Here is a 15,315-nt window from a genome sequence, read left to right as displayed (position 1 = left end):
CAGATTATCTCTCCCGCGAATTCTTGATTGTTGTCATTGTCGTTCCCGGCATTTTCGTTTCCGATAGGGCGGTTTTTAGAAAGGCGTTCGGGAAGACCGATGAAGCGAAATCCAGAACTGACCGTGCGACCGCTCGCCGGATTGCCCATGTTCGCTACCGGAATGTCGATTGCGCAAGCGATATGCGCGAGCCTTGCGGCTGAAGGCGACCGGTTCCGCGATGGCGATATCTTGGTGGTGGCGCAGAAGATCGTCTCCAAGGTGGAGGGCCGCGCCCGCGATCTCGCAAATTTCTCCGCTTCTGAGGAAGCACTTGAACTTGCAGGCGCAACCGGACGGGAGCCGGAGATGATGCAGGCGATACTGGAGGAAAGCTCTCGGATCCTGCGCCGCACGCCCGCCGCCGTGATCGCAGCGCACCGGACGGGCCACGTACTGGCCAACGCGGGGATCGATGCGTCCAATGTCGAGGGCGGTGAGAGTGGCCGTGTGCTGCTCTGGCCGCTCGACCCGGACGCCTCTGCCCGTGCCTTACGGGCCGAAGTTCAGAACTTGTGTGAAGTCAGGGTTGGCGTCGTGATCGCGGATTCGATAGGTCGGGCTTGGCGGATCGGGACGCTGGGCACTGCGATCGGGTGCGCGGGGCTGACCGTATTGGAAGACCGTCGGGGCCGTGCGCAGGACTTATATGGCCGCACCTTGCAGGCAACCGTGATCGGTGTTGCCGACTCCATTGCGGCCATGGCGGCGCTGGCCATGGGGGAGGGGGCGGAGGGTACCCCGGCTGCTCTGGTGCGGGGCTGCGAAGGCTGGGTAACCGAGGAAGACGGGCCGGGCGCGGTCAGCGGGCTACGGCCCATTGAGCAGGATATGTTTCGATGAGCGGCAAGCACATTCTCGCGCTGTCCGGCGGGGTCGGAGGCGCGAAACTGGCGGCGGGACTGGCTGCCGTCATGGCGCCCGACGATCTCACCTTGGTCGTCAACACCGGAGACGATTTCGAGCATCTTGGTCTAACTATCTGTCCTGACCTGGATTCCGTAACTTATGCGTTGGCCGGGCTTAACGATGCCGTGCGCGGTTGGGGCGTGAAGGACGAAACATGGCAGACCATGGCCATGCTGCGTGCATTGGGTGAAGAGGGCTGGTTCAACCTTGGCGACCGCGACATGGGCATGCACATCGCGCGGTCCTGGCGGCTGCGCGCAGGTGAGACGCTTTCCGAGGTGACGGCGCGGCTGACGCGGGAACTCGGCATTGCCCATGCAGTGGTGCCGATGAGCGACGATCCAGTGCGGACGCAAGTTCTCACCGATGCGGGATGGACTGATTTCCAGAGATGGTTCGTGGGGAATCAATGTGTTGATGCTGTACTTGATGTGCGTTTCGAGGGGGTGCCGGGCGCGAGACCGTCGCCCTGTCTGACGAAGACATTGGCGCGGGACGACCTCGCCGCCGTCGTCATCTGCCCTTCCAACCCCTTTCTCAGTGTCGATCCGATTCTTGCGCTCGATGGCGTGCGGGACGCGCTGGCGGCGCTGCGGGTGCCGGTGATCGCGGTCTCGCCGCTGGTGGGAGGGGCTGCAATCAAAGGGCCGCTTGCCAAGATGCTCGCCGAGCGCGGGCACGGCGTCAGCAACGAGGCCATCGCCTGTCACTACCAAGATCATTGGGGCGATCTTCTCGACCACCTCTTGATCGACGAGGCCGATGAGGCCGATGTCTCATGCTTGCAGGCACGGGGCCTTCGGGTCACCGTGACGAAGACAATGATGCGCGAAGCCGCCGATCGGGAAAGGCTCGCGAAGGAGGTGCTTGCCATCGCAGGCATCTGAAGGGTGAGCAGATGCAGGATGAGACCCGCCAGTTGAAGGCATGGTTGCTGGCCGCTCCGCTGGAGGAGGTCACCGCCCGGGCAAGAGCCCGCCGCGATGCGAAGGGCCCGGCGCGGATGACCTATTCGCCCAAGGTCTTCATTCCGCTGACGCGCCTTTGCGCCGATGTTTGCCACTACTGCACTTTCGCGACCACGCCCTCGCGGCTCGAGGCGCCCTACCTGACGCCTGAAGAGGTGCTGGAGATCGCCAGCGCCGGCGCGGCTGCGGGGTGCCGCGAGGCGCTGTTCACGCTGGGAGACGCGCCGGAGCGCCGCTACGCCGCCGCCCGCGAATGGTTGGCCGAGCGTGGTTTTACGCGCACCATCGATTACGTCCGCCACTGCGCCGAACTGGTGCTGAAAGAGACCGGCCTGCTGCCGCACGTCAACGCAGGGGTGTTGGAGGAAGACGATTACCGCATGCTCCGCCCGGTCTCGGCTTCGGCGGGGCTGATGCTGGAAAGCACGTCGGTACGGCTGCTGGAAAAGGGCATGTGCCACCACGGCTCGCCCGACAAGGAACCGGCCCTGCGTCTCGCCTCGCTCGCTGCTGCGGGCAGAGCGAAGGTGCCGATGACGAGCGGGGTGCTGATCGGCATCGGCGAGACGGCGGACGAGCGGATCGATGCCCTGCTGGCCCTGCGAGACTTGCATCTTGAGCATGGGCACCTGCAGGAAGTGATCGTCCAGAACTTCTGCCCCAAGCCGGGCACGAAGATGGCGAAAGCGCCCGAGGCGAGCGAGGCCGATTTCCTGCGCATTGTCGCGGCCGCGCGCATCCTCCTGCCGGACGGGGTTTCCGTGCAGGCGCCGCCCAATCTCAATGATGAGCGCCTGGTTGAGTTGATCGACGCGGGAATCGATGATTGGGGCGGCATTTCGCCGGTCACGCTCGATCATGTGAACCCGGAAGCGCCGTGGCCTGAAGTGGAACGGCTGCGCGCCATCTGCGCCGCGAAGGGCCTGCCACTGGTCGAGCGCCTGACCGTCTATCCGCGCTTCGTCATGAGCGAGGACCGGTCATGGCTCGATCCGGCGATCCGTCCGGCGGTGCTGCGCCATGCCGATGCCGAAGGGCTGGCGCGCGACAGTGTCTGGAGCCCGGGGCTGGCCGATCAACATGCGCCGGGCAGTGTGCGGGCGCCGCTGGGGCGGTATCACGAAGGCCCAGTTGCGGCCTCGCTCCACCGTATCCTCGACCGCGCGGCGAGCGGGGCCACCTTGAGCGAGGACGAGATCGTCGCGCTGTTCGCGACGCGCGGTGCGGCAGCGCAAGCGGTGATTGCGGCGGCGGACGCGCTGCGGGCGGAAGTCAGCGGCGATACCGTGACTTACGTGGTCAACCGCAATATCAACTATACCAATATCTGCACGCACACCTGCTCGTTCTGTGCGTTTTCCAAGACGAGCAGCAAGGCGGGTTTCCGCGACAAGCCGTATAATCTGGACCTGTCCGAGGTCGCCGGCCGCGCCCGCGAGGCGGTGGAGCGTGGGGCGACCGAGGTCTGCCTGCAGGGCGGTATACACCCGAGCTATACCGGCGAGACTTATCTCGCGATCCTGCGCGCGGTGAAGGAGGCTTGCCCCGGCCTTCACGTCCATGCCTTCTCGCCGCTCGAAGTCAGTCAGGGCGCGCGGACGCTGGGGATGCCGGTGCGGGACTATCTGGCCATGCTCAAGGACGCGGGGCTGGGTTCACTGCCCGGCACGGCGGCCGAGATCCTCTGCGACGACATTCGCGAACAGATCTGCCCCGGCAAGCTCACGACCCAGGAATGGCTCGACGTGGTCGGCACCGCTCACCGGGTCGGACTGCCGACGACCTCCACGGTGATGTTCGGCCATCTCGAAGGTACCGAGCACTGGGCGCGGCACTTGCTGGCCTTGCGCCATCTCCAACTCGACACCGGCGGCATCACGGAGTTCGTGCCGCTGCCGCTGGTCCACATGGAAGCGCCGTTCTACCGGCGCGGACAGTGCCGCAAGGGACCGACCTGGCGCGAGGCGGTGATGATGCATGCGGTGGCGCGCCTGGCGCTGAACGGGGCGATCAACTCGATCCAGTGCTCGTGGGTGAAGCTGGGCATGGACGGCGCGGCCGCCGTGCTGGCAGCGGGGGCCAACGACCTCGGCGGCGTGCTGATGGACGAGAGCATCAGCCGCGCGGCGGGCGCAGCGCACGGACAAGGCGTGACCATCGCTGAACTGCGCGCGGCGGCGGAGAGTGTGGGGCGCACACTGAAACAGCGGACCACGCTTTATGGGGAAGTGGTGCTGGAAACGGCTTAAAGCCGCGCCGCAGGCTTCTCTTAGCGCCTAACTCGACATGAGCGCGGGACGTAGACTGCAAGCCCAAGGCATACGGTTCTAGGGAGCAGGGGCGATGGCCCCTGCTTTTCCGTTGTCTTACATGGCCTTGATCTGCTGCCACATGGCGTCAGGCATCCAGGTATATTCGATGTAGTGCCCAAGGACGTTGCGCGCATCGAGGTAGAGGAACTTCAGCGCGTTCGGATCGTCGCCTTCCGGCCGCTCCATGGCGAGCGGGAATTCCTGCGTGTCCACGCGCTTACGGAAATCGGCCCAGTCGTCGACGCCGAAGCAGATGTGGTGGAAGCGCAGCGGGCCGCCGTTGGACTGACAGCCTGCATAGATGCCCGCCTCATCGATCTCGTTCTCGATCAGTTCGATCTGGAGTTCGCCGATCCAGATGAAGCAGATCCGGCCCTTCTGGCGCTTCAGCCCCTGCGGGGTGAGCACTTGCTGATCCACCGGAATGATCATCGGTTCGCGGGTCAGCCCACGCCCGCGGAACAAGTCGATCCCGGCTTCCAGATTGTCGCAGACGTAGGCGTTCTGGTAGTGACGGCCTTCGAGCATCAGTCTCTCCTAAAGTATCTAGCGCCCGGCCTTAATTGCCATCGCCCGCGAAAGCGGGGGCGATGGGCTTAGGTAGGCGGATGGGCGGTCAGCCTTCGCGGGCCACGTCGTAGCGCGACAGATAGCGTTCGAAGAGCGGATCCAGCTCGGCTTTCTCGATGCCGTACTGGGCCAGCTTGTATTCGTGCTTGCCGAACTTGTCCTGCGGGTTGTCGTCCACCCATTGCTGGATGCCGGCCTCGGCCTCGGCGGTCCATTCGTCGCCAAGCTGCTGATAGACCTTCTTCATCGTGCCGATCGGATCGACGGTCATGTCCGCATAGTGGACGTCGATCACCTTGTCCTCGCCATGCTTGTCGCGGAAATCCATGATCCGGTTGGCGTGCTCGGCCGCCTGCCAGGTATAGTTCTCCTTGAGCCACGCGGTGTCCGGCTTGCCCATGTGCGCCATGTGGCTGAGCGAGATGACGGAGCACAGCGAGCCGGTGGCGGCGAAGGGATCGCGGTGGGCCCAGAGCACGCGGGCGTCAGGATAGACCTTGAAAATCGTTTCCAGCCAGAGCGCGTGGCTCGGCTTCTTCACGTTCCATACGCCGCCGGCATTCTGCTGCAGCACCTGGAGGAACTTCTTGTGGTATTCATAGGCGCTGGTCATGTCGCAGGAGAAGATGAACTCCTTGTATTCCGGCAGCTTGCCCTTGGAATCGATCATCAGCGTCTTGAAGTCATGCGCCATGAAGAACACGCATTCGTTCGGATAGACGGCCGAGCCGCGATAGTACTTGCCCATGGCCGGATTGGCTTCGAGCATGGCCTTTTCCTGCGCCAGACGGGCCTGCGCGCGCGGATCGGTGGTGAGCAGGTCCTTCGAGGCGACCGGCGGCACCGGATCGTCGATTTCCCAGGTCAGCGGCGAACGGCGCGCCGGATCGGCGGCGAGCAGGTTGGACAGCAGCGTGGTGCCGGTGCGCGGCACGCCCATCACGAAGACGGGACGCTCGACCGGGCGGGTGAGCAGTTCCGGGTTCTGGCGCAAATAGTCCGAGATTTTCAGGCGGCCGCGAAGGTAGTGGAGGGTATCGGCGGTAGCGCGGGCGATGCCGCCTTCGGTGTACTGTCCCCGCGCGATTCCGGCGTTGAAGTCGTTTACGAAGACGTCGAAGCCCTCGCGCCAGGTGTCGTTGTCGAAGGCATCGATGCCGGTGTCCTTCATCGCCTGCTCGACGAGGGCGTCGCCGACGATCTGGTCCGCCGTAAGTTGCTCGGCCATTGCGTGATCCTCTTTCCCGTGTCTCTGTGCGGGCCGCTGCGGCGGCCTCATGGATACGAGATAGCCTGCGCGCGGGGCCGATTGGCAATGCGGCAGGCGCGTCAGATCGGGCCGTTATGTCGAACCCGGGCCAAGACCGGCAGCGGCCTCACGCCGCGACCGACGTTGAGGCCAGGGCGCGTCCCTGCCGCTGGCGGAACGTGCTGGGGCTGGCGCCGACCGCGCGGCGGAACGCGAAAGTGAAGCTGGACGGCGAGGCGAAGCCCATCGAAAAGGCGATGGTCTTCACGCTCTCCCCCTCCATCAGCAGGCGCTTGGCGGCTTCCATGCGGCGCTGTTCGATATAGTCGCCGATCGAGCAGGCGCGGCTGACGCGGAACCCGCGCGTGAGCTGGCGCACCGAAAGGCCGCACAGGTCTGCCAGTTCCTTGAGCGGAGGCGCGCTCAGGTCCCCGGCAAGGCGTTCCTCGATCACGCGCAGGCGCCAGCCGGACAGGCCGCCGGTCATCGGCCTTTCGGAGACTTCCAGGCCATAGCGCCCCAGTTCGATGGCCAGTTCGCCGCCCAGCAGTTCCAGCATCCGGCGTGACGCAAGGCCGGGGTGGCGCACTTCGGCGGTGATGCGGAACAGCAGCGCGCGCACTTGTGCGCTGCCGATGTCCAGCGCGGCGGCCAGGTGGGCATCATCCCACGGCAGTTCCCGGCCCAACAACTCGTGCACCAGTGCTGCGTCGATCGTGCAGACCAGCGATGCCTGCCGCCCGCTCCCGCCCCGGATATAGAGCGATTCGCCCGGCGGGATCACGAAGACGTCACCCAGCCTTTCGAAGCGGTGCGGCCCCCAGCGTTCTCGATAGCCGCCGCGCGATTGCAGCGGGCGGGGCGTGAGGCACAAGTTCACATGGTATCCGGCGCCCACCGCGTGGCGGGTGTCGGTGGGTTCGGGAATGTCGAAACGGACGATTTCGGCGTGGATTCCCGGCGCGGAAAGCGCGGCGTCGACAGTCATGGTCGGCAGCGGGGCGGCCGTGCTGGCGGGCATCTCTCATTCTCCCGGACGCCTCAGGTCCCTGTCGGGTCTCTGGCCCGAATTCGTGTCCCTGACGCTTGGATAAGGCCTGATTTCTATTCCCCCCACGCTTGCGGGACAAGGCCGCTGTCGGGAAACATCGCGCCAACGAAAGTGCCGGCAGGAAGGCCGGTAACGGGATCGAGGAGAGAATGATGGCCAAGGGCCTTTTCGACTGCACGGGCAAAGTGACGGTGGTGACCGGCGGCAACGGCGGCATCGGCTTCGGCTTCGCCATGGGCGTCGCCAAGATGGGGGGCGACGTGGCGATCTGGGCCCGCAATGCCGAGAAGAGCGCCAAGGCCAAGGCCGAACTGGAAGCGGCCGGCGCAGGCAAAGTCATCGCCTATCAGGTGGACGTTTCGCAGGAAGCGAACATCGTCGAAGGCTACAAGCAGGTCATGGCGGATTTCGGCCGGGTGGACTGCGTTTTCGCCAACTCAGGCGCCAGCCCACGCTATAACTCGGTGTTCGAGATGCCGACCGAGCACTGGCATGAATTCCAGAACACCGCGCTCCATGGCGCTTTCTTCACCCTGCGCGAAGGTGCGCGGCTGATGAAGGAGCGGGTCGAGGCGGGTGACGAAAGCGGTGGCAGCCTTGTCGCCTGCGGATCGCTTTCGCTGTTCCAGGGGCTGCCGGGCAAGATGGAATATGCCTCTTCGAAGGCGGCGATTGCGGCGGCGGTGCGCTGCCTGGCTATCGAACTCGCCCCGCTGGGCATCCGCGCCAACGTGGTCGCGCCGGGCCTGATCATGACGCCGATGATGGGCGACGGCGCGCGCGCCGATGCAGTTGCCGCGCACTTCGCCCCGACGATCCCGATGAAGCGCACCGGCTATCCGGCGGACTTCGAAGGCATCGGCGCCTATCTGTGTTCGGACGCCAGCTCGTTCATGACGGGTGAGACCGTGACCATCGACGGCGGCTACATGGTCCGCCCCTGAGCGGCCGGATGAGGAGAGAGGCTATGGAACTGCTCAAGATCCACGGCGTCGGCGATGTCCGCGTCGATGCTTACGAACGTCCGGCGGCGGGGCCGAAGGATGTGGTCGTCAAGATGAAGTCGGTCGGCATCTGCGGATCGGACCTGTCCTACATCAAGATGGGCGGCATTCCGCCGGGTGTGGAGACCGCGCTGGGCCATGAAGGCGCCGGCGAAGTGATGGAAGTGGGCGCGGAAGTCTCCGGCATTGCCGTCGGCGATGCGGTGATCGTCAATCCGATGATGACGCCCAGCAACATCGGTTCGGGCGGGCCGGAGGGCGCGTTCACGCAGGAATTGCTGGTGCGGGAGGCGCGGCTGGGCGATTCCATCCTGCCGATCCCCGAGGGGATCTCCTACGACGTTGCCGCCATGTGCGAGCCGCTGGCCGTCGCCATGCACGGCGTCAACCGGGCGGACGTGAAGCCCGGCGACAAGGTCGTGGTGTTCGGCTGCGGGCCGATCGGCCTTGGCATGCTGCTCTGGCTGATCGATCGCGGCGTGACCGACGTGGTTGCGCTCGACCTTTCGGAAGAGCGGCTGGAGCGGGCGCGCGCGCTGGGCGTGCAGGCCGCCCTCGATCCCAGCAAGATCGATCTGCGCGCGGAACTGGCGAAGCTTCACGGTGAAGTGCCCAGCTATGGCCGCGTGGGCGTGGGCACCGATGCCTTCATCGACGCAGCCGGCGCGCCGAACATCCTCACCGAAGTGATCATGATGGCCAAGTTCCATGCGAAACTGGTCATTACGGCCGCCTATATGCGGCCGATCGAGTTCCCGGTCGGTCGCATGCTCACCAGCGAGATGACCATTACCACGGCGGTCGGCTATCCTACCGAGATGCCCGAGGTGATCGCCGCGATGCCGCGCCTGAAGGACAAGATCGCAGCGATGATCAGCCACAAGCTGCCGTTCAGCGAGATCATGAAGGGCCTGGAAATCGCCGCAACGCCGCAGTCCGCCAAAGTCATGATCGGCATAGAGGAGGCTTGAGATGAGCGAAGTGAAAGACGCCGGACCGAAGCTGGCTGGTCTCGTCCGCTCGGGCGACGAACAGGCGGACGCCATCGCGATCACTGATTTCGTGTTTCAGGCGAACGACATCTCGAACGCCTATCTGGTCACGACGTCGGAGGGCGACGTCATGGTCAACACCGGCTTCATGGACAATGCGGAGCGGACCAAGCGCCTGCTGACGCCGCCGCGCACCGGGCCGCTGGCCTTCATCATCCTCACCCAGAGCCATGCCGATCACTATGGCGGCGTGCCGGAATTCCTGGAAGACGGTACGCAGGTCGTCGGCGGGCCGGGCTTCAATGAGGCGCTGGGCGACATGATGGGCCTCCAGTCCTTCTTCGGGCCGAGGAGCGGCAAGCTCTGGGGATCGACGCTCAAGCGCGGCGGCACGCCGAAGCCGGCGCCGAATGTGGTTCCCGACATTCTGGTCGACCGCAAGCTGACCATCGAACTGGGCGGCCGTACTTTCGAGCTGATCTCCACGCCCGAGGGCGAGACGATCGACTCGCTGACGGTCTGGATGCCCAAGGAGAAGATCGCCTTCACCGGCAATGTCTTCGGTCCGGTCTGGCTCTCGATGCCGTTCCTCAACACCCTGCGCGGCGACAAGCCGCGTCTGGTGCGGAACTACCTGAAGTCGCTGGAGACGATCCGCGATCTCGGCGCGGAGATCATCGTCACCGGCCATGGCGAGGCCATTCGCGGTGCGGAACGTATTCGTGCGGATCTCGACAAGATGCACGCGGCCGTCAGCTTCGTGCGCGACTATACGCTCGGCGGCATGAAAGCGGGCAAGGACGTCCATACGCTGATGCGCGAATTCGCTTGGCCGGAAGGGCTGGAGATCGGCGAGTTCCACGGCAAGGCGGCCTGGGCGGTCAAGTCGATCTGGCGCGAGTATTCGGGCTGGCTCCACTATGAGGACGGCACCACCGCGCTCTATGGCGTGCCGCGTTCCAGCGTGGATGCCGATCTTGTCGAACTGGTGGGCGGCGCGGCGAAACTGGCGGAGCGGGCGCAGGCCAAGCTGGATGCGGGGGCTCCGCTGGAGGCCGTGCATCTGACCGATATTGCGCTCAGTGCCGAACCGGACAACGCGGCGGTGCTCACCGTGCGCAAGGCGGCACATGAGGCGCTGCTGGCAGCTTCCGGCGGCAAGAACCTGTCCGAGACGATGTGGCTGCGGTCCGAGATTGCGGCGATGGAGGCCAAGCTCAGCGATTGATGGTTTGGGTATGGGCCATCGGCCCATCACCTCCGACCAGACAATCTAAAACCCCGTCGTCCCCGCGAAGGCGGGGACGACGGAGGGTGGTTGCGATAGCTTGTGACGTACTATTCAGGTGGTAGTCGCCTTAGGTGTAGTCAGGGCGTGAATGATATTGCGGCACTACCCCATCACCGCACTGCTCTCGTAAACCAGCCGCACCAATTCCGCCTGTCCGCGCACGCCCAGCTTAGCATAGAGCCGTTTGGAGTAGTTTCGCGCCGTTTCCAAAGTCAGCCCCATGCGCTCGGCGGCTTCGGTGATGGAGTGGCCGTCCGCCAGCGCCATCGCCAGTTCCGCCTCGCGCCGGGGCAAGTCGAATACTTCGGCCAATCGGTCCGCGCCATCACCGGAAAGTGCGCGAGGAAGGGTGCAAAGCGCTAGCAGGGCCGGCGCGGCAAGGGCCTGTTCCGCCGCTTCTTCGGCCGGCATCAACAGGGCCTCGACATGCGGCTTCTCCCGCAGCAACAGCGGTCGTGCGGTCAACGAGCGATCCTGCGCCATCTCCGCCGCCACGCCGGCCAGCTTGCGCTCGGCAACGAGATCGAGCCCCAGCACGCGCTCGCCGGGGCGCAGAGCGGCGCCGCAGTGCTCCTGCCAGAACTGCGATAGCGCCGGATCGGCCGCCACTACGCGCGCCTCGGCGTCGAGCAGCATCCAGCCTTTGCCCGTGCGCTCCAACCCCATGGCGTTGATCCGCGCCGCCATCCGCTCGCGGTCCATCGAAACGAGGTTTTCGACCGCGATGGCGACATAGGGCGCCAGGCTGGAGAGCAGGGCGCTGTCGGAAGCGGTGCATTCGCGCGCGCGGGCCATCATCAGCCATGCGCTGTAACGCTCGCCCCCCGCGATCCGCACCACCCGCTCATCCCCGATGCCGAGCTTCGCCATGCGCCGGTTGCGATCCGCGCGCGCGACGGGGTCGTGATCGATCATCTCCCCGATCGAATAGACGCGGCCCGGTCGCAGCCCATCGTAGAGGTAACGGTCGAGGTCGAACGGGCCTTGCGTTTCCGACTCGCGGGCGCGTTTTCTGAGGTCGATTCCGGCGTAGCTTTCCACGATTACGGCATGTGGCCCATCGCCCATGCGAAGGATCAGGCTGACGTAATCGGCTTGGGTGCGACGGCGCAATCTTTCCAGAAATGTCGAAAAGCGCGGATTTTCGGCACTTCCCTGAAAGAGCGGGATCAGGAGATCGGTCTCGTCGTTGCTGGTAAGAGCCATGCCCTCCCATATGGGAGGTTCGCGTAAATGTCATCCCTGCGATTCGGTTTGGGACAGCACCAGAGGAAACAGCCAACGGGCACGCGCCCCGGCAGAGGAAACCTGATGAAGACACTCACGCACCTGGAGCGCCTCGAAGCCGAGAGCATCCATATCATCCGCGAAGTCGTCGCCGAGGCTGAAAAGCCGGTGATGCTCTATTCGGTCGGCAAGGACAGCGCCGTGATGCTGCACCTTGCTCGCAAGGCCTTCTATCCTTCGCCGCCGCCGTTCCCGCTGCTCCATGTCGACACGACCTGGAAGTTCAAGGCGATGTACGATCTGCGCGACAAGATGGCGCGTGAGAGCGGCATGGAACTGCTGGTCTATCAAAACCCCGAAGCCATCGAGAAGGGCATCAATCCCTTCGACCACGGCGCGCTCCACACCGACATGTGGAAGACCGAAGGCCTGAAGCAGGCGCTGGACAAGTACGGTTTCGACGCGGCCTTCGGCGGCGCCCGCCGCGATGAGGAGAAGAGCCGCGCCAAGGAGCGCATCTTCTCGTTCCGCACATCCTCGCACGGCTGGGACCCGAAGAACCAGCGCCCGGAACTGTGGAACCTCTACAATGCCCGCAAGGCGCGCGGTGAATCGATCCGCGTCTTCCCGATCTCCAACTGGACCGAGCTAGATATCTGGCAGTACATCCACCTGAACGACATCCCGATCGTGCCGCTCTACTTCGCCGAAAAGCGCCCCACCGTGGAGCGTGACGGCATGCTGCTGATGGTGGACGACGAACGCTTCCCGCTCCAGCCGGGCGAGGTTCCCGTCGAACGCTCGATCCGCTTCCGCACGCTCGGCTGCTACCCGCTGACCGGCGCGGTGGAGAGCGAGGCGAAGACGCTTCCCGAAGTGATCCAGGAAACGCTCCTCACCACCACATCGGAGCGGCAGGGCCGCGCCATCGACAAGGACGCCGGCGGTGCCGGCATGGAAGTCAAGAAGCAGCAGGGGTACTTCTGATGGCCGACGTTGAAACCAAAGAAGCTGTCTACGTCACCGACCAGCTGATCGCCGACGACATCGATGCCTATCTCGTCCAGCACGAGCACAAGACGATGCTGCGCTTCATCACCTGCGGCAGCGTCGACGACGGCAAGTCCACCCTCATTGGGCGCCTGCTTTACGATTCGAAGATGATCTTCGAGGACCAGCTGGACGCGCTCCAGTCGGACTCGAAGAAGGTCGGCACGCAGGGCCAGGAAATCGACTTCGCGCTGCTGGTCGACGGTCTTGCCGCCGAGCGCGAGCAGGGCATCACCATCGACGTGGCCTATCGCTTCTTCAATACCGAGAAGCGCAAGTTCATCGTCGCCGACTGCCCGGGCCACGAACAGTACACCCGCAACATGGTCACCGGCGCTTCCACCGCCGACCTTGCAGTGATCCTGATCGATGCGCGCAAGGGCGTGCTGGTGCAGACGCGCCGCCACTCGTACTTGTGCCACCTGATCGGCATCAAGAACATCGTCCTGGCCGTGAACAAGATGGACCTCGTCGATTACAGCCAGGAAGTCTTCGACAAGATCGTCGAGGAATACGGTGAGTTCGCGCGCGACATCGGCATCGAGAGCTTCACCGCTCTGCCGATTTCGGGCTTCAAGGGCGACAACATCACCACGCTTTCGGACAAGACCCCGTGGTACAAGGCGCCGCAATACGCGGGCATCACGCTGGTCGAGCATCTGGAAACGGTGGAGGTTCTGTCCTCGGTCGATGCCGACAAGCCGCTGCGCCTGCCGGTGCAGTGGGTGAACCGTCCGAACCTGGACTTCCGCGGTTTCTCGGGCCTGATCGCCACCGGTTCGGTGAAGCCGGGCGACAAGATCCGCGTCCTTCCCTCGGGCAAGACCAGCACGATCACCCGCGTCGTCACCTATGACGGCGATCTGGAAGAAGCGGTTGCGGGCCAGTCGGTCACCGTCTGCTTCGCCGACGAGATCGACTGCTCGCGCGGTTCGGTGATCTCGGTCGCCGACAATCCGCCGCAGACTGCCGACCAGTTCGAGGCGACTTTCGTGTGGATGGCCGACGAGGCCATGGTGCCCGGCCGCGCCTACTGGCTGAAGGTCGGCACGCAGATGGTTTCGGCGACGGTTCAGGAGCCGAAGTACGAAGTCAACGTCAACACGATGGAGAAGCTGGCGGCCAAGACGCTGGAGCTGAACTCCATCGGCGTGGCGGAACTGACCACCGACAAGCAGATCGTGTTCGAGGCTTATGCCGATAACCGGACGCTCGGCGGCTTCATCCTGATCGACAAGATGACCAACGCCACTGTGGCGGCGGGCATGATCCACTTCTCGCTGCGCCGTTCGCAGAACGTGCACTGGCAGGCCGTGGACATCGACCGCAAGCAGCACGCCGGCCTCAAGAACCAGCGCCCGGCGGTGCTGTGGTTCACCGGCCTGTCGGGCTCCGGCAAGTCGACCATCGCCAACCTTGTCGAGAAGAAGCTGCACCGGATGAATCGGCACACCTTCCTGCTCGATGGCGACAACGTGCGCCACGGTCTGAACAAGGACCTGGGCTTCACCGAGGCCGACCGCATCGAGAACATCCGCCGCGTTGGCGAAGTCTCGAAGCTGATGACCGACGCGGGCCTGATCGTGATCACCGCCTTCATCTCGCCCTTCCAGGCGGACCGCGAGATGGTGCGCTCGATGCTGCCCGAAGGCGAGTTCTTCGAGGTGTTCATCGACACGCCGTTGAAGGTGGCCGAGGCGCGCGACGTCAAGGGCCTCTACAAGAAGGCGCGTGCGGGCGAACTGAAGAACTTCACGGGTATCGACAGCCCGTACGAAGCGCCGCGCAATCCGGAAATCCGCGTGGATACTACGCTGATCTCGCCGGAAGACGCTGCGAACCTGATCGTCGACACGCTGCTGGGAGACGCCTGATGAGCCTGAACGGTAGCCTGAACGACGGCGATCTCGCGGCGCATCTGGCCGAAGTGGCGGGGAAGATCCTGCTCGACGTGCGGGCCTCCGGCCTGTTCTCGGGCAAGTCGCTGGGCAAGGCGGGGGACCAGACCGCTAACCAGTTCCTCTGCCACGCCCTTCGCGAGCAGCGGCCCGAAGACGGGCTGCTCTCCGAAGAGGAGAAGGACAATGCCGAGCGTCTGGCCAAGGAGCGGGTATGGATCGTCGATCCTGTCGACGGCACCCGCGAATATGGCGAGGAGCGCGCCGACTGGGCGGTCCATGTCGGCATGGCGGTGGACGGCGAGCCGGTGCTGGGGGCGGTCGCGCTTCCCGGCGCGGGTGTAGTCCTTCGCTCCGACCAGCCGGGCGAAGTGCCGCCCGCGCCTGAGCGGCTGCGCATGGTGGTCAGCCGCACGCGTCCCGCCAAGGAAGCGACCGGCGTGGCCGAAGCCATCGGCGCCGAACTCGTTCCGATGGGATCGGCCGGGGCCAAGGCCATGGCGATCCTGCGCGGGGAGGCGGATATCTACCTCCATTCCGGTGGCCAGTACGAATGGGACAGCTGCGCACCTGCCGCTGTCGCACAAGGCTGGGGCCTCCACGTCTCGCGCATCGACGGCAGCCCGCTGGTCTACAATCGGGAAGACGTCTATATGCCGGACTTGCTGATCTGCCGGAAGGAGCACGCGGAACTGGTGCTCGAAAAGGTGAAAGCCTTCCTCTGAGGTCAAGCTGATCAACATTGTCGATTAGTA

At 64.7% G+C, this 15,315-nt stretch carries 13 protein-coding genes; 9 read left to right on the top strand and 4 right to left on the bottom strand.

Annotation, left to right across the window (positions count from 1 at the left end):
* Positions 1 to 99: 99 nt before the first annotated feature.
* From cofE to cofH, 3 genes are read left to right on the top strand one after another with little or no spacing between them, the layout of a single operon-like run.
* Positions 100 to 882 (top strand): coenzyme F420-0:L-glutamate ligase, encoded by a 783-nt coding sequence (gene cofE, locus EDF58_RS05070; RefSeq protein ID WP_132263198.1) that lies wholly within the window; start codon positions 100 to 102, stop codon positions 880 to 882.
* Entirely contained in the window at positions 879 to 1,835 is a 957-nt protein-coding gene (gene cofD / locus EDF58_RS05065; protein WP_132263196.1) for a 2-phospho-L-lactate transferase, read from the top strand. Before cofE ends, cofD begins: the two co-directional genes overlap by 4 nt.
* Before the next feature lie 11 nt (positions 1,836 to 1,846).
* Entirely contained in the window at positions 1,847 to 4,165 is a 2,319-nt protein-coding gene (gene cofH / locus EDF58_RS05060) for a 5-amino-6-(D-ribitylamino)uracil--L-tyrosine 4-hydroxyphenyl transferase CofH (RefSeq protein WP_132263195.1), read from the top strand.
* A 117-nt stretch (positions 4,166 to 4,282) separates the two neighbouring features.
* On the opposite strand, the gene EDF58_RS05055 is transcribed toward cofH, so the two are convergent.
* From EDF58_RS05055 to EDF58_RS05045, 3 genes are all read right to left on the bottom strand, one after another.
* Positions 4,283 to 4,756 carry a VOC family protein gene (locus EDF58_RS05055; protein WP_132263193.1) on the bottom strand — a complete coding sequence of 158 codons (474 nt, stop codon included), beginning with the start codon at positions 4,754 to 4,756 and terminating at the stop codon, positions 4,283 to 4,285.
* Between the two features lie 88 nt (positions 4,757 to 4,844).
* A complete protein-coding gene (locus EDF58_RS05050) occupies positions 4,845 to 6,026 on the bottom strand; it encodes a sulfotransferase (RefSeq protein ID WP_132263191.1) in 1,182 nt (393 codons plus the stop codon).
* A gap of 148 nt (positions 6,027 to 6,174) precedes the next feature.
* Complete coding sequence (locus EDF58_RS05045) at positions 6,175 to 7,068, bottom strand: AraC family transcriptional regulator (RefSeq protein ID WP_132263190.1); 894 nt, start codon at positions 7,066 to 7,068, stop codon at positions 6,175 to 6,177.
* 182 nt (positions 7,069 to 7,250) lie between these two features.
* Between EDF58_RS05045 and EDF58_RS05040 the strand changes: the two genes are divergently transcribed.
* The 3 genes from EDF58_RS05040 to EDF58_RS05030 are packed head-to-tail and all read left to right on the top strand — an operon-like array spanning position 7,251 to position 10,322.
* Positions 7,251 to 8,042 carry an SDR family oxidoreductase gene (locus EDF58_RS05040; protein ID WP_132263188.1) on the top strand — a complete coding sequence of 264 codons (792 nt, stop codon included), beginning with the start codon at positions 7,251 to 7,253 and terminating at the stop codon, positions 8,040 to 8,042.
* Positions 8,043 to 8,065: 23 nt separating this feature from the next.
* Positions 8,066 to 9,073 carry an alcohol dehydrogenase catalytic domain-containing protein gene (locus EDF58_RS05035; protein WP_132263187.1) on the top strand — a complete coding sequence of 336 codons (1,008 nt, stop codon included), beginning with the start codon at positions 8,066 to 8,068 and terminating at the stop codon, positions 9,071 to 9,073.
* Between the two features lies 1 nt (position 9,074).
* A complete protein-coding gene (locus EDF58_RS05030; protein WP_132263185.1) occupies positions 9,075 to 10,322 on the top strand; it encodes an MBL fold metallo-hydrolase in 1,248 nt (415 codons plus the stop codon).
* A gap of 165 nt (positions 10,323 to 10,487) precedes the next feature.
* Here the strand turns inward: EDF58_RS05030 and EDF58_RS05025 are convergent, their stop codons facing one another.
* Positions 10,488 to 11,591: a helix-turn-helix transcriptional regulator gene (locus EDF58_RS05025; RefSeq protein WP_132263183.1), complete on the bottom strand. Its 1,104-nt coding sequence runs from the start codon at positions 11,589 to 11,591 to the stop codon at positions 10,488 to 10,490.
* A 105-nt stretch (positions 11,592 to 11,696) separates the two neighbouring features.
* Here EDF58_RS05025 and cysD point away from each other — a divergent pair, with 105 nt between their 5' ends.
* The 3 genes from cysD to EDF58_RS05010 are packed head-to-tail and all read left to right on the top strand — an operon-like array spanning position 11,697 to position 15,285.
* Positions 11,697 to 12,599 (top strand): sulfate adenylyltransferase subunit CysD, encoded by a 903-nt coding sequence (gene cysD, locus EDF58_RS05020; RefSeq protein WP_132263182.1) that lies wholly within the window; start codon positions 11,697 to 11,699, stop codon positions 12,597 to 12,599.
* On the top strand, positions 12,599 to 14,536 hold the full coding sequence (gene cysN, locus EDF58_RS05015) for a sulfate adenylyltransferase subunit CysN (RefSeq protein WP_132263180.1): 1,938 nt from the start codon (positions 12,599 to 12,601) through the stop codon (positions 14,534 to 14,536). The genes cysD and cysN overlap by 1 nt, the downstream gene beginning before the upstream one ends.
* On the top strand, positions 14,536 to 15,285 hold the full coding sequence (locus EDF58_RS05010; protein WP_132263178.1) for a 3'(2'),5'-bisphosphate nucleotidase CysQ: 750 nt from the start codon (positions 14,536 to 14,538) through the stop codon (positions 15,283 to 15,285). Before cysN ends, EDF58_RS05010 begins: the two co-directional genes overlap by 1 nt.
* Positions 15,286 to 15,315: the final 30 nt, after the last annotated feature.

The sequence above is a fragment of the Novosphingobium sp. PhB57 genome (assembly GCF_004342985.1).
Taxonomy (GTDB): domain Bacteria; phylum Pseudomonadota; class Alphaproteobacteria; order Sphingomonadales; family Sphingomonadaceae; genus Novosphingobium.
Note: the sequence above shows the minus strand (reverse complement) of the source record. Positions and strands in the feature narration are given on the sequence as shown.

Coding starts and splice junctions, on each gene's coding strand:
- cofE (WP_132263198.1), top strand. CDS start 100: ATGAAGCGAAATCCAGAACTGACCGTGCGACCGCTCGCCGGATTGCCC.
- cofD (WP_132263196.1), top strand. CDS start 879: ATGAGCGGCAAGCACATTCTCGCGCTGTCCGGCGGGGTCGGAGGCGCG.
- cofH (WP_132263195.1), top strand. CDS start 1,847: ATGCAGGATGAGACCCGCCAGTTGAAGGCATGGTTGCTGGCCGCTCCG.
- EDF58_RS05055 (WP_132263193.1), bottom strand. CDS start 4,756: ATGCTCGAAGGCCGTCACTACCAGAACGCCTACGTCTGCGACAATCTG.
- EDF58_RS05050 (WP_132263191.1), bottom strand. CDS start 6,026: ATGGCCGAGCAACTTACGGCGGACCAGATCGTCGGCGACGCCCTCGTC.
- EDF58_RS05045 (WP_132263190.1), bottom strand. CDS start 7,068: ATGCCCGCCAGCACGGCCGCCCCGCTGCCGACCATGACTGTCGACGCC.
- EDF58_RS05040 (WP_132263188.1), top strand. CDS start 7,251: ATGGCCAAGGGCCTTTTCGACTGCACGGGCAAAGTGACGGTGGTGACC.
- EDF58_RS05035 (WP_132263187.1), top strand. CDS start 8,066: ATGGAACTGCTCAAGATCCACGGCGTCGGCGATGTCCGCGTCGATGCT.
- EDF58_RS05030 (WP_132263185.1), top strand. CDS start 9,075: ATGAGCGAAGTGAAAGACGCCGGACCGAAGCTGGCTGGTCTCGTCCGC.
- EDF58_RS05025 (WP_132263183.1), bottom strand. CDS start 11,591: ATGGCTCTTACCAGCAACGACGAGACCGATCTCCTGATCCCGCTCTTT.
- cysD (WP_132263182.1), top strand. CDS start 11,697: ATGAAGACACTCACGCACCTGGAGCGCCTCGAAGCCGAGAGCATCCAT.
- cysN (WP_132263180.1), top strand. CDS start 12,599: ATGGCCGACGTTGAAACCAAAGAAGCTGTCTACGTCACCGACCAGCTG.
- EDF58_RS05010 (WP_132263178.1), top strand. CDS start 14,536: ATGAGCCTGAACGGTAGCCTGAACGACGGCGATCTCGCGGCGCATCTG.